We start from the raw sequence: 13,770 nt of genomic DNA, 5'->3' as shown, positions 1-13,770 counted from the left end.
GCACCGGCGCCCGGACCGGGCGAAACACACGTGCCGAGAGAAGCTTACCACTACCGGTCGTACGCCGTGGGGCAGTTCCTTACCGATGAACTTACCCGTGGTCGTTGAACTGATCTCGCGGGTCCCCCGTACAGATGGGCGCACTGCCAGCGGTCTTCGCACGGAAGGAACGTCGCGTGTCGCTCTCCACGCGCTCCAGTCAACTGCCCGACACGGACGAGAAATCAGAGGCCGCCGAGCCGTCGACCGACGAGGCAGAAGGAGGAGCCGCGAAGCCGCCGACCGACGAGGCCGGTCAGGCTGATGAAGCCGGTGAGACCAATGAGGCCGGTGAGACCGATGAGGTCGGCGAGGCCGGTGAGCGCGGCGGCCGTTGGCAGCGGATCCGGGCGTACCCGGCGGCCTTACGGCGGAAGTACCCCCTCGCCGCGCGGAGCGTGTCGTGGGGCCTCACGGCGCTGGCCGCCGCCCTCGTGTTCTTCGCGCTGATGATGCCGGGCAAGGTCGAGTACTTCACGGCGCCGCAGTTCGTGCGCATACCCGTGGAGCCGATTCTCGGGGCGGCTGTGCTGATGGTCCTGCCGCGCCGCACGAGACTGGTCGCGTCGGTGCTCACCGGGGTGTTCCTGGCGGCGCTGATCGTGGTGAAGGCGCTCGACATCGGCTACAACCAGTTCCTCGGGCGCGGCTTCAACGTGGTGCTCGACTGGGGGCTGCTCGACGACGCCGAGTCGTATGTGGGGGACACCCTGGGCGGCACGGGCGCTCGGCTCCTGGTGATCGGCCTGGTGGTGCTGGTCGTGCTGCTGTTCGTCGCCGCGTCGCTGGCGGTGGTCCGGCTGTCGAACGTCCTGGCCCGCCACCGGGATCGGGCGATGCGGGGCACGGTCGTCGCCGGAACGGTGTGGATCACCTGCGCGGCGGTCGGTCTGACTCCCCTGGGGGACACGGCGTTCGCCTCCAGGAACACGATCGGTTTCGTGCAGGACCGCTGGGCCCGGGCGAAGGAGACCATCCGGGACGAGGCCGCGTTCGCCAAGGAGGCAGAGCAGGACAAGTTCGCGGATGTTCCCGCCGACCGGTTGCTGACCGGGCTGCGCGGCAAGGACGTCATGTTCACCTTCATCGAGAGCTACGGCCGGGCAGCGCTGGAGGACGAGGCCATCGCGCCGGGCGTGACCTCGACCCTCGACAAGGCGGACGCGGACCTCCGCGCGGCCGGGTTCGCCGCGAAGAGCGGCTGGCTGACCTCCGCGACGTACGGCGGGAGCAGCTGGCTCGGGCACTCCACCTTCCTGACCGGCCTGTGGATCGACAACCAGAGCCGCTACCGCACGGTCACTGCCGGCGAACGGTTCACCCTGCCCGGCGCCTTCGACAAGACCGGCGCCTGGCGGACGGTCGGAGTCGTACCGGGCGTCCAGTACAACTGGCCGGAAGGCGACTTCTACGGCTTCGACCAGGTCTACGACTCCCGAAATCTCGGCTACCGGGGGCCGAAGTTCAGCTGGTCGACCATGCCCGACCAGTACACCCTGACCGCGTTCCAGCGCCTGGAGGCCGCCAAGAAGGGCGACAAGCCGCTGATGTCGGAGATCATCCTGACCTCCAGCCACCAGCCCTGGGCGCCCCTGCCGGAGATGGTCGGCTGGGACGAGGTCGGCGACGGCTCCGTCTTCAAGGGCATCCAGAAAGCGGGCAAGGACCCGGCGGACGTGTTCACCGACCCCGTGAAGGTCAAGGAGGAGTACGGCAAGTCCGTCCAGTACTCGCTGCGCAGCCTCCTGGAGTACGTGGAGAAGTACGGCGACGAGAACACCGTCCTGGTCTTCCTGGGCGACCACCAGCCCATGGCCAGCGTCAGCGGCAACGGCGCCGACCACGACGTACCCGTCACCATCCTCGCCCGCGACCCGAAGGTCCTCGATCGCATCGACGACTGGGGCTGGTCGGACGGCCTCCGCCCCGGCGACGACGCCCCCGTGTGGCGCATGGACTCCTTCCGCGACCTCTTCCTGACCGCCTACGGCGAGGAGCCGAACGCCGTCAACTCGCCCAAGCCTTAGGGCATCTCGGCAAGACGCGAATAATTGATTCACGGGCGCTCCCGGTCCGGCATGATGCCCACCGTGCATGAGGACCGGGAGCACCGCCGACGAGGGCGGTTCACGCTGATCGAGACGGAGCACCACGCCTGGGGCCGGTGCGCCGAGGTGGAGGGACTGTTCGGGGAGCCGCCTCGGGGGACGTACGAACTCTTCGGCTGGGTCCCCGAGCCGGAAGGGTCCGAGGTGCGCGACGAGGTCCTGGCCGAGGGCCGTATGCACGTCACCCTGGCGTGATCAGCGGCGGGGTGATGCCCGGAGCGGGGGCTCCGGGCATCCGCCGCACCGGCTAACCGCCGAGATCGAAGATCCCGTACCCGAAGCCCCGGGCGGTGATCGTGCCGCCGTCGAGCCGCACGCCCTGTGCCTCCACCGTGCGGTGAGCGGTCGGCGCGTACGAGCAACTCGCCTCTCCCTGCTGGGGATTGACGACGACAAGGTACCGTCCGCCGCGCACGTACACGAACGGATAGCCCAGGTGGACAACTTCCACGGAGCCGGCGGAACCCAGTTCGGGAGTGCTCCGGCGCAGGGCTGTCAGGCGGCGTACGAGATGGAGGAGCGAGGTGTCGTCGGCGCGCTGGGCGGCGACGGTCGGGCGGTCGGGGGTCGGGTCGAGGGGCAGATAGAGACGGTCGGCGGGGGCGCTGGAGAAGCCCGCGTTGGGAGTGTCGTCCCACTGCATGGGGGTGCGGGAGCCCGCGCGGTTGTAGCGGGGGCCGAGGACGCTGCCCTCCTTGTCGGGCAGGCCCGGGACGTAGCGCATGCCGATCTCGTCGCCGTAGTAGATCGCCGGGAGCGTCGGCCAGGTCAGGTGGAAGGCGAAGGCGGCCGGGAGCTGTTCGGCCGTGCGGGGGCCGCAGTTGAGGCGGGAGAAGTCGTGGTTGGCGGTCGGGAGGGAGATGGCGCCGCCCATGCCGTCGACGGCCGTGGACGCCCGCGTCCAGGCCTCGACGAAGGGGCGCGGTGAGCCTTTGCCGCTCGCGTCGAAGAAACAGTCGAGCGGGTCCCAGTCCTCGTGGACCGTGCCTTCGCCGTTGCTCCACAGTGAGCGCAGGGCGAGGCCGTTGGTGGGGCCGCCGAAGTGGAGGAAGAAGTCGGCGTGGAAACCGGCCGGGATCGACACCTCGGGTTCACCCCACTCGGACAGCAACACCGCGTCCGGGTGGGCCGTGTCCAGCCAGTGCCGCAGTTCCGTCCAGACAAGGGCGGTCTCGGCCTTGCCCGGGTCGTCCTTCACGAGTGAGGCGGCCATGTCCACCCGGAAACCGGCGAGGCCCAGGCCCAGCCAGTGGTCCATGATCGTGCGCAGGGCGTGCCGGTTGGCGCGCGGGCCCTCGGCGTCCACCGGGAGCCGCCAGGGCTCGGCCGGATTCTCGCGGGCGTAGCCGAAGTTGAGGGCGGGCTGGGAGTCGAAGAAGTTCGGCAGGTACGCGCCCGGGCGGGAGCCGGGGGAGGCGACGAAGCCCTCGGGGCAGCCCTCCGGCGTCCAGATGTAGCGATGGTCGTCCGGGTCGTTCGCGGAGATCTGGAACCAGGGGTGGTCGATGGACGTGTGCCCGGCGACCAGGTCGAGGAGGATGCGGATCCCACGCCGCCGGGCCTCGTCGACGAGGTCGGCCAGGTCGTCGTCCGTGCCGTAGCGGGGCGCGACCCTCAGATAGTCGGCGACGTCGTACCCGGCGTCACGGAACGGCGAGGCGAAGCAGGGGTTCAGCCAGACGGTGTCGACGCCCAGCCAGGACAGATGGTCGAGATGTTCGGTGATTCCGGCGAAGTCCCCGATGCCGTCTCCGTCGGAGTCGGCGAAGGACTGCGGATAGATCTGGTAGAAGACGGCGTCGGCCAGCCAGGTCGGGGCAGGACGGAACGAAGTCATGCTCCGGACCATAGGGGGTGCACGCCACGACCGCTGCCCCATGCTTGGGCCTAAGCTGAAGTGATGTTCTCCCCGCAAGGCCCCAGCCTCCGCGAACTCGCCGTTCAGGCCCTCTCCTCCGTCGAACGCGGCTACGACCTCCTCGCGCCGAAGTTCGACCACACCCCGTTCCGTACGCCGGACACGATCCTGGAGGCCGTGGAGCGCGCCTTGTCCGCGATGGGGCCTTTCCAGCACGGCCTGGACCTGTGCTGCGGCACCGGGGCGGGAATGGAGGTGTTGCGCGAGGTGTGCCGGGAGAGCGTCACCGGGGTCGACATCAGCGCGGGGATGCTGGCGGTGGGGAAGAAGCAGGTGGGCTCGGGCGGCCCGAGCGTCGCCTGGGTGCGCGGGGACGCCCGCGCGCTCCCTTTCCGGCCGGTGTTCGACCTGGTCGTGAGCTTCGGCGCGTTCGGGCACTTCCTGCCGGGCGAGCTGCCGGGGCTGTTCGCCCAGGTCCACTCGGTGCTGCGGCCGGGCGGCCGCTTCGCCTTCCCACTGCCGGCGCCCGCGCCGCCCCGCTCGCCTTGGTACTGGGCGGCCCTCGGCTTCGACACGGCGATGCGGGTGCGCAACGCGCTCTGGCGGCCGCCGTTCGTCATGTACTACCGGCCGTTCCGGCTCGGCGTCGTACGCGAGGAACTGGAACGGACCGGCTTCGAGGTGGAGCTGCACGCCCTGCCGGAGTTCGGCCACCGGGACGACGGCAGCCCACGGTGCCGCATGGTGGTGGCCACCCGCCGGGGGTGAGACGCCCGACTGGGCCTCACCCCTGGCGCATCCCCGTCCGTCGAGAGGTGGCCGCCCGCCTCAGAGGTGCGACGAGAGCCAGCGCAGCTTGGCCGCCTCCTGGAACGGGCCGCCGCCCTCGTGGTCGTTGAACTCGTAGACCTCGATGTGCTTGTCGTCGCCGGTCCAGGCGTTGAAGGCCGCGAAGACCGTGGAGGGCGGGCAGGTCGCGTCCTCCAGGGCGGCCGAGAACAGAGCGGCGGCCCGGCCGCGCGCGGCGAAGTGCACGCCGTCGAAGTAGGCGAGGGTGCGCCGGATCTGGTCGGCGCGGCCGCGGTGGGTCTTGAGGTAGTTGCCGATCTCGCGGTACGGGTCGCGGTCGGTGATGGTCGTCGAGCGCGGGAAGTCGCACAGGAACGGCACGTCGGGCGCGACCGCGACCAGGTCGGGGACCAGACCGCCGACCGCGATGGAGATGCCGCCGCCCTGGCTGCCGCCGAGCACCGCCGTGCGCGAGGCGTCGGTCAGCGGGTGGGACCGGGCGGCCTCCACCGCACGCACCGCGTCCGTGTACACGCGCCGGTAGTAGTAGTTCTCGGGGGCGTCGATGCCCCGGGTCATGAAGCCGGGGAAGGCGGGCGCGCTGCCCACCGGGTCGGGGGTGTCACCGCCCCCGCCCCAGGCCCCGGCGCTGCCCTGGCCGCGGGTGTCCATCACGAAGTGCGCGTAGCCCGCCGACGCCCACAGCAGATGGGTGTGGGGGAGGTTGCGGCCGCCGCCGTAGCCGATGAACTCCACCACGGTGGGCAGCGGTTCGGTGGCCCCGGCCGGGAGGACCAGCCAGCCCTTCACCGGGTGGCCGCCGAACCCGGCGAAGGTGACGTCGTACGTCCTGACCGTCGTCAGGTGGGTCTCGACCGGCTCGAAACGGGCGTCGAGGTCGTGCTCGCGGGACTCCTGGAGCGTCTTCGCCCAGAAGTCGTCGAAGTCCTCGGGTTCCGTCGAAGCGCTTCGATAACCACGGAGCTCGTCCAACGGCAGGTCGAACAGGGCCATGAAGGACCACCTTTTGAGTTCTTCTGAGTTCTTGAGGTGCGGGTGATCACACCGTACGTGGGCGCCGCGGGCTACGCCAAGAGGTGCTCGCGGGACTCCTGGAGCGTTTTCGCCCAGAAGTCGTCGAAGTCCTCGGGTTCCGTCGAAGCGCTTCGATAACCACGGAGCTCGTCCGACGGCAGGTCGAACAGGGCCATGGAGGACCACCTTTTGAGTTCTTCTGAGTTCTTGAGGTGCGGGTGATCACACCGTACGTGGGTGTCGCGGGCTCGCCATGAGGCGCTCCCGGGCCCGCGACACCCCACGGCTCACCGCTGGTCGGCGCCGATCAGTGCCCTGACCTCGAAGTCCTCGTACACCGTTTCGTCCTGCGGGGGGCTGAGGAAGGAGCCGAGCCACCCCAGCAGGAAGCCCGCCGGGATCGAGACGATGCCCGGGTTCTGCAGCGGGAACCAGGCGAAGTCGGCGTTCGGGTACACCGAGTCGGGGGTGGAGGAGACGACCGGCGAGAACAGCACCAGCAGGACGGAGCAGGCCAGACCGCCGTACAGGCTGAGCAGGGCGCCGCGGGCGGCAAACCCGCGCCAGAACAGGCTGTAGACGATGGTCGGCAGGATGGCGGACGCGGCGATCGCGAAGGCCAGGAACGCCAGCGTGGCGGTGTTGGTGCCCCAGGCCAGCAGGGCGATCACCATGGCGAGGACGCCCATGGCCACCGCGGCGATCCGGGCGACGCCCAACTCCTCGGTCTCCTTGGCCTTGCCCTTGCGGATGACCTCGCCGTAGAGGTCGTGGGCGACCGACGAGGCCGCGGCGAGCGTGAGTCCGGCCGCGACGGCGAGGAGGGTGACGAAGGCCAGTGCGGAGACGATCGCGGTGAGGAACTCGCCGCCGAGTTCGCCGGCGAGGAGCAGCACGGCCGCGTCGCCCTTGTGGTCGATGTCCGCGATGGTCTCCCGGCCGACGACCGCGGTGGCACCGAGGCCCATGATGCCGGCCATCAGACACACGAACGCGACCAGACCGACGGCCCACAGCACCGAGGTGCGCAGCACCCGGGTCTGGCGGGGCGCGAGCAGCCGCATCATCACGTGCGGCAGCGCGGCGAGCCCGAGCACGATGGCCAGTTGGAGGCTGAGGAAGTCGAGCTTGCTGATGGGGCCGCCGCCATAGCGCAGCCCCGGTTGGAGGTACGCGTCGCCCAGGTTGCTGCCCGCGACGGCGGACGACAGAAGACTGTCGACGTTCCAGTTGAAGCGGTTCAACACCATCACGGTCACGATCGTGACCCCGGCGACGAGCATGACGGCCTTGACGACCTGGATGAACGTCGCCCCCGGCATACCGCCGATCGCCGCGTAGATGGTGACGATGGAGCCGATGATGATCACGATCGTCATGCGGGTGTTCGGGCCGGGTTCGCCGACGAACTGGGTCATCAGGGCGATGCTGCCGACCAGTTGGGCCACCAGGTACAGCGTGCACACGGCGAGTGTGCAGACGGTCAGGGCCAGCCGGACCTGCCGCTGTTGCAGGGGCAGGCGCCGGGCCAGGGCGTCGCCGAGCGTGAACTTGCCCGCGTTGCGCAGGGGTTCGGCGATGAGCAGCAGCACCATCATCCAGGCGACGACCGTGCCGCAGAGGTAGAGCAGACCGTCGTACCCGGTCAGGGCGACCAGGCCGGTGCTGCCCAGCAGCGTCGCGGCCGAGAGATAGTCGCCGCACATCGCCAGGCCGTTGCGCAGCGGCGACATGTCGCGGTTACCGAGGTAGAACTCGCTGATCTCGTCCCGTTGCGGGGCGGTCAGAAGTGCCGTGAACAGGGTGATCACGACGACGGTCAGGAACAGCACGAAGGTCAGCCGCAGGCTGAACGCGTCGGCCACGCCGGCGGCCGTCGTGGAGGAAGCCGTGAAGGAAGTCGTCACCACGTGCGGAACCGCCGTCCGGCCGGAATCCGGCGCTGCTGCTGTTCGGCCTCACGCTCTTCGAGCTGGGCACGGAGCCGGCGCGCGACCGGGTCGACGTTCTTGCGCATGTGCCGTACGTACAGCCACGCGGTCACGCCCATGATGGCGAACTGGGCCAGACCGAGGATCAGTCCCACCGTGAGATGACCGATCAGGCGCTCATTCAACAGCCCTGGTACGAAACTCGACAGGAGGACGTAGACCAGGAATCCGCCGACCGAGAGCGTGGTCGCCCACACTCCGAATCTGCGATATGTGGCGCTTATTGAACGGAATTCAGGGTGCGTGTGTATGGGCTGTCGGCCCGCCGGTGCGCGTCCCAGGCCGGGTGCGGGGGAAAACTGATCGCCTCCATGGTCGGACGGGGGAGGAAACGGGACGGAACTGTCGTACCGTGCCGTGTAGTTGGACACAATGCACCCTCTTCGCTGCTTTATGTCTCGCACGCGTCTCCGTGCGGTCGCGGCTTTGGTCCCTGGGGAATTTCGAGCGTTTCGGGAGTCAAGCCGCTGTGCGGAACTGTGGGGGAGACAGCGGATTATGTCAGCGAGGCTATTGAAGTATCAACCGCCTTGCGGGGGTGGATTTTGTGGACGTTTCGAGACTGGCCGGCATGCGCTGCACAGCCTTTGGCTGAGCATTGTTCTCGTTTTTGCAGGTCACGCCCAGCGGTGCCCCCAGTCGGGTCCCGTGCGCGCCCACTCCTGTTCCCATTCGGCCAGCCGGTGCCGGATGGCAACCCGGCGTACGGCGAAATGCAGCACGAGAACGATGCCGACGACACCCCCCGTGGCACACGTGCCCATGGCCAGGGCGTGCTGCCAGACGGCCGTGTCGGTCGGCGGCGGCGGGACACTGCGGCCCGCCGAGTCCAGCCAGACGTCGGCGCGATCACCGCGCTTCGTACCCGCCGGCACCCGCGCCTCGCCGGTCCTGGAACCGCCGTCGGGCTCCGTCCAGCGGGCCTGCACCCAGTGCATGGGCTGCTTGTCGCCGTACGCCGAGGGCACCGGGGCGGGGGCCTTCTCCACGATGACGGCGCTGACCCGGTCGAGCTCGGCACGCTGCGCCACCGCGTGCGCCCGCGCGTCCCCGTGGGCCCACTGGCCCACCGCGATTCCGGCGGCCGGAGCGCCGACGACCAGCAGGAACGCGACGATCAACACCGTCCACGCCTCGACGACGTCCGAGCGCCGGCGCAGCGGGTTGGAACGCCACCGCCACCCGAACACCTGGCCTTGCATCTCACCCTCCCTCACCGGCGTGGTCCTCATGTACGGGAACCCCGGTTAGGACTGGTCCGCACTTCCGGTGTACCCGAAAGTGGACGTCATGGCATGGTTTGGGTCAAAAATCATGGAAGCGCGGCCAAAGGGCGCGTGGTGACCGGTGCGGGAGCGTCAGGGGGAGTGCGTCTCCTCGTCTCCTCACCGTACGAGAATGATTGCCGACGGTGACCCGGTGACAGTGGAGAAGAGTGGAGAGCGCATGTCCGAGTACGCGAGCGAGCTCAAGGGCACCGACGCCGCACCGCACGTCCTCGACAATCCCGCCCTCGCTTCCCTCACCGGGCCGCACGCCCACTTCGCCGAGAAGCGCGGCCGGGTGCTGCGGTACCCGGTGGACGTGTCCCCCTGGCTGGCCCTGCAGGACGAGCCCGACGCCGGTGACTGGGCGGACCTGGCGGCGCTGGCGGGTCCCGGCGCGGAGGTCGCGATCGCGGGCTTCAGCGGCGGCTTCCCGGCCGGCTGGGAGGTGACCCTCGACCTGGCGGGCGTCCAACTCGTCGACGCCGGGGTCGACACCGCCCCGGACGGCGAGGCCGTACGGCTCGGCCCCGCCGACGTCCCCGAGATGCTCGACCTGGTCGCCCGCACGCGGCCCGGCCCCTTCCTGCCGCGCACCGTCGCCATGGGCACCTACCTCGGCATCCGCCGGGGCGGCGCGCTGGTCGCGATGGCCGGCGAGCGGCTGCACCCGCCCGGCTGGACCGAGATCAGCGGTGTCTGCACCGACGAGGCGTGGCGCGGCTCGGGCCTCGGCACCCGGCTGATCCTCGCCGTCGCCCACAGCATCAGGGAGCGCGGCGAAACCCCGTTCCTGCACGCCGCCGCGGCCAACACGAACGCCCTTCGGCTGTACGAGACGCTCGGCTTCCGGCTGCGCCGCACGGTGCGGTTCATGGCGGCCCGGGTGCCGGCCGCCGAAGGGCTGGCGACCACCGGGTCCGGCCTTGAAGTTCCGTCATGACCATGGGGTAAAGTGACCGCGCCAGTCGCCACGTGGACCGAGGAGGTGAGACCCATTACCGCTGTGTCAGGTCGGGTGCTCTCACCTCAACGCGACGCGGTGCACGGCCGATAGGCCCACCGCGAGAGCGCCCTTCGGCCCACCGAAAGGCTCTCGGCTCTCATGCCACCTCTTTCCACTCTCTCCACCGCCTCCGTCGTCACGGCACTTCGTGCCGCCGGCTGCGTCTTCGCCGAGGACGAGGCGGAGTTGATCCTCACCACCGCACGCACCCGTGACGAGGTGGCCGCCATGGTCGACCGGCGCGTCGCGGGCCTGCCCCTCGAACTCGTCCTCGGCTGGGCCGAGTTCGCGGGCCTGCGCGTCACTGTCGAACCCGGCGTGTTCGTCCCCCGCCGCCGTACCGAATTCCTCGTCGCCGAGGCCCTGGCCGCCGTCCCCGGTGCCCGTGTGGTCGTCGACCTGTGCTGCGGCTCGGGCGCGGTGGGCGCCGCGTTGGCCGCCGCGCTCAGCGGGGGAGGCGGCGAGGTCGAACTGCACGCCGCCGACATCGACCCGGTTGCGGTGCGCTGCGCCCGCCGCAACCTCGTGTCGTACGGCGGTCGCGCGTACGAGGGCGACCTGTACGCGGCGCTGCCCGTCGAACTGCGCGGGCGGGTCGGGATCCTCGCGGCGAACGTGCCGTACGTCCCCAGCGGCGAGGTCGGTCTGCTTCCGGCAGAGGCTCGCGATCACGAACCGCTCGTCGCGCTCGACGGCGGTACGGACGGTCTCGACGTTCTGCGTCGGGTTGCCGCGGGGGCCGTTGAGTGGCTCGCTCCTGGTGGCTGTCTGCTGATCGAGACGAGCGAACGTCAGATGTCGTCGGCCCTGGACATCTTCCTCAGCGCCGGCCTCGTCGCTCGGACGGCTGTCTCGGAGGAGATGTACGCGCATGTGGTGATCGGTGGTCGGCCGGTGCCGGTCTGAGGGTTCGCGCCCCGCTTTCTTATCGGCCCGCAGGGCCGTCTCAGGGCCCAGTTTTATGCAACTAGTTGCAAAAACCTGGTGGCGTCGTCTACAACAAGAGGGACGACGCCACGCACGGAGGCCCCCATGAGCCGTTACCCCCATCTGCTGAGCCCGCTGGACCTGGGCTTCACCACGTTGCCGAACCGTGTGCTCATGGGGTCCATGCATGTCGGTCTCGAGGAGGCCCCGCGCGGCTTCGCGCGTATGGCGGAGTTCTACGCGGCCCGGGCACGCGGGGGAGTGGGCCTGATCGTCACCGGCGGTATCGCACCCAACGAGGCCGGACGGCCGTACGAGGGCGGCGCCAAGCTCACCACCGACGCCGAGGCGGACAAGCATCGGGAGATCACCGAGGCCGTACACCGCGAGGGCGGCCGGATCGCGATGCAGATCCTGCACTTCGGACGGTACGCCTACCACCGCGACCTCGTGGCGCCGAGCGCGCTCCAGGCCCCGATCAGCCCGTACGTCCCGCACGAGCTCACCGACGCCGAGGTCGAGCGGACGATCGACGACTACGCCCGTGCGGCCCGGCTCGCCCGGCAGGCGGGGTACGACGGCGTCGAGATCATGGGCTCCGAGGGTTACCTGATCAACGAGTTCATCGCCCAGGGCACCAACCACCGCACCGACCGCTGGGGCGGTTCGTACGAGAACCGCATGCGCTTCCCCGTCGAGATCGTGCGCCGGGTGCGCGAGGCCGTCGGCGAGGACTTCATCGTCGTCTACCGGCTGTCGATGCTCGACCTCGTGCCCGGCGGGTCGAGCTTCGACGAGGTGGTCACGCTGGCGAAGGCCGTCGAGGCGGCCGGGGCGACCATCATCAACACCGGCATCGGCTGGCACGAGGCCCGGATCCCCACCATCGCGACCTCGGTGCCGCGCGGCGCGTACACCTGGGTGACGCGCAAGCTCATGGGCGCGGTCGAGGTGCCGCTCGTGACGACCAACCGCATCAACACCCCGGAACTGGCCGAGCAGTTGCTCGCCGACGGCCACGCCGACATGGTGTCCATGGCCCGCCCGATGCTGGCCGACCCGGACTTCGTGAACAAGGCCGCCGCCGGTACGCCGGAGGCCATCAACACCTGCATCGGCTGCAATCAGGCCTGCCTCGACCACACCTTCAGCGGCAAGATCACCTCCTGCCTGGTCAACCCGCGCGCCTGCCACGAGACGGAGCTGGTGCTCTCCCCGACCAGGCTGCGCAAACGCGTCGCCGTCGTCGGCGCGGGCCCGGCCGGCCTCGCCTGCGCCGTGACCGCGGCCGAACGCGGCCACGAGGTCACCCTGTTCGACGCCGCGAGCGAGATCGGCGGCCAGCTCAACGTGGCCCGCAAGGTCCCCGGCAAGCAGGAGTTCGACGAGACCCTCCGCTACTTCCGTCACCGACTCGACGCGCACGGCGTCGACGTTCGGCTGAACACCCGCGTCGCGGCCGACGACCTCACGGCGTACGACGAGGTCGTCGTCGCCACCGGCGTCACGCCGCGCACCCCCGAACTCCCCGGCGTCGACCACCCCAAGGTCCTCGGCTATCTCGATGTCCTGCGCGACGGCGCCCCCGTCGGCGACCGCGTCGCGATCCTCGGCGCCGGCGGCATCGGCTTCGACGTCGCCGAGTACCTGACCGACGGCGGGGAGAAGACGAGCGAGGACCCGGCGGCGTACTTCCGGCAGTGGGGCGTCGACATGGACTACGCCGCGCCCGGCGGACTCGCACGCCCCGAACGCCCCACCCCGCCGCGCTCGGTCCACCTCCTCCAGCGCAAGACCTCCAAGGTCGGCGCCGGACTCGGCAAGACCACCGGCTGGATCCACCGCACCGAACTCAAGCACCGCGGCGTCACCATGGTCCCCGGCGTCCAGTACGACCTCATCGACGACGCCGGGCTGCACATCACCGTCGACGGAGTCCGCCAGGTACTGGAAGTCGACACGGTCGTCCTCTGCACCGGGCAGGAACCGCGCCGTGACCTCTACGACGACCTGGTCGCCGCCGGACACTCCGCGCACCTCATCGGCGGCGCCGACATCGCGGCCGAACTGGACGCCAAGCGGGCCGTCAAACAGGGAACGGAGCTCGCGGCAGCACTCTGAGGCCCCTTGGCGGGCGTACCTAGGATGAGCCCATGTCACTCCCGCACGCGATCCTCACCGCCCTGCTCGAAAAGCCGTCGTCCGGCCTCGAACTGACCCGGCGGTTCGACAAGTCGATCGCCTACTTCTGGTCGGCGACGCACCAGCAGATCTATCGCGAGCTGGGAAAACTGGAGGGCGAGGGCTACATCCGCGCCCTGCCCACGGAGCGGCCCGCCCGGGGACAGAAGAAGAGCTACGAGGTGCTGCCGGCGGGCCGCGAGGAACTGGCCCGCTGGACCTCCGCCCCCCAGGACCCCAAGCCGTGGCGCGACGCGCTCTTCGTACGACTGCGCGCCGCGGCGGTGGTCGGCACGACCGGTCTGACGGACGACCTGCGGCGCCATCTCGCCTTGCACCAGCGGCAGTTGGCCGACTACGAGGAGATCGAGAAACGGGACTTCGGGCCGGGCCGGGACACCACCCGGGACCGGCTCCAGCATCTGATCCTGCGGGCCGGCATCGACCTCGAGACCTTCTGGACCCAGTGGCTGGCCGACGCCCTGGAGGAGTTCGAGCGGCTACCGGAGAGCGGTGGCCGTGAGGAACGGCCGGAACGCGAGTAGGCGGCCGTCCGCTTCACCGGGCGGCC

At 70.0% G+C, this 13,770-nt stretch carries 11 protein-coding genes and 2 pseudogenes; 7 read left to right on the top strand and 6 right to left on the bottom strand.

The window, feature by feature from the left end; all coding sequences use genetic code 11:
• The first annotated feature begins 176 nt into the window (after positions 1-176).
• Both CES90_RS32300 and CES90_RS32295 read left to right on the top strand, forming a co-directional pair.
• Entirely contained in the window at positions 177-2,066 is a 1,890-nt protein-coding gene (locus CES90_RS32300; protein ID WP_189787251.1) for a sulfatase-like hydrolase/transferase, read from the top strand.
• 51 nt (positions 2,067-2,117) lie between these two features.
• Positions 2,118-2,288, top strand: a pseudogene (locus CES90_RS32295) (barstar family protein); the annotation flags it as partial.
• A 106-nt stretch (positions 2,289-2,394) separates the two neighbouring features.
• Here CES90_RS32295 and CES90_RS32290 read toward each other — a convergent pair.
• Positions 2,395-3,984: an alpha-amylase family glycosyl hydrolase gene (locus CES90_RS32290; protein ID WP_189787250.1), complete on the bottom strand. Its 1,590-nt coding sequence runs from the start codon at positions 3,982-3,984 to the stop codon at positions 2,395-2,397.
• A 63-nt stretch (positions 3,985-4,047) separates the two neighbouring features.
• On the opposite strand from CES90_RS32290, the gene CES90_RS32285 reads away from it, so the two are divergent.
• Positions 4,048-4,773 (top strand): class I SAM-dependent methyltransferase, encoded by a 726-nt coding sequence (locus CES90_RS32285; RefSeq protein WP_189787249.1) that lies wholly within the window; start codon positions 4,048-4,050, stop codon positions 4,771-4,773.
• A 60-nt stretch (positions 4,774-4,833) separates the two neighbouring features.
• Here CES90_RS32285 and CES90_RS32280 read toward each other — a convergent pair whose 3' ends face one another.
• The 5 genes and pseudogenes from CES90_RS32280 to CES90_RS32260 form a co-directional block, all read right to left on the bottom strand.
• Positions 4,834-5,808, bottom strand: a complete 975-nt coding sequence (locus CES90_RS32280; RefSeq protein WP_189787248.1) for an acetylxylan esterase — start codon at positions 5,806-5,808, stop codon at positions 4,834-4,836.
• An 83-nt stretch (positions 5,809-5,891) separates the two neighbouring features.
• Positions 5,892-6,005: pseudogene (locus CES90_RS32275) on the bottom strand (acetylxylan esterase); the annotation flags it as partial.
• 111 nt (positions 6,006-6,116) lie between these two features.
• Complete coding sequence (locus CES90_RS32270) at positions 6,117-7,739, bottom strand: solute symporter family protein (protein WP_229914328.1); 1,623 nt, start codon at positions 7,737-7,739, stop codon at positions 6,117-6,119.
• The gene (locus tag CES90_RS51375) at positions 7,733-8,071 is read right to left on the bottom strand and encodes a DUF485 domain-containing protein (protein ID WP_373313578.1); all 339 of its coding nucleotides are present in this window, start codon (positions 8,069-8,071) and stop codon (positions 7,733-7,735) included. The genes CES90_RS32270 and CES90_RS51375 overlap by 7 nt, the downstream gene beginning before the upstream one ends.
• A gap of 366 nt (positions 8,072-8,437) precedes the next feature.
• On the bottom strand, positions 8,438-9,022 hold the full coding sequence (locus CES90_RS32260; protein WP_189787246.1) for an Rv1733c family protein: 585 nt from the start codon (positions 9,020-9,022) through the stop codon (positions 8,438-8,440).
• A 244-nt stretch (positions 9,023-9,266) separates the two neighbouring features.
• On the opposite strand from CES90_RS32260, the gene CES90_RS32255 reads away from it, so the two are divergent.
• The 4 genes from CES90_RS32255 (at position 9,267) to CES90_RS32240 (ending at position 13,744) form a co-directional block, all read left to right on the top strand.
• Entirely contained in the window at positions 9,267-10,028 is a 762-nt protein-coding gene (locus CES90_RS32255; protein ID WP_189787245.1) for a GNAT family N-acetyltransferase, read from the top strand.
• A gap of 162 nt (positions 10,029-10,190) precedes the next feature.
• Positions 10,191-10,997, top strand: coding sequence for a putative protein N(5)-glutamine methyltransferase (locus tag CES90_RS32250; RefSeq protein WP_189787244.1), 807 nt, complete (start codon positions 10,191-10,193; stop codon positions 10,995-10,997).
• 126 nt (positions 10,998-11,123) lie between these two features.
• Complete coding sequence (locus CES90_RS32245; RefSeq protein WP_189787243.1) at positions 11,124-13,139, top strand: NADPH-dependent 2,4-dienoyl-CoA reductase; 2,016 nt, start codon at positions 11,124-11,126, stop codon at positions 13,137-13,139.
• A gap of 32 nt (positions 13,140-13,171) precedes the next feature.
• Positions 13,172-13,744: a PadR family transcriptional regulator gene (locus CES90_RS32240; protein WP_189787242.1), complete on the top strand. Its 573-nt coding sequence runs from the start codon at positions 13,172-13,174 to the stop codon at positions 13,742-13,744.
• Positions 13,745-13,770 lie beyond the last annotated feature (26 nt).

The sequence above is a fragment of the Streptomyces capitiformicae genome, assembly GCF_002214185.1.
GTDB lineage: Bacteria > Actinomycetota > Actinomycetes > Streptomycetales > Streptomycetaceae > Streptomyces > Streptomyces capitiformicae.
The sequence above is the reverse complement of the archived record's forward strand: the minus strand, read 5'-3'. Positions and strand labels throughout refer to the sequence as shown.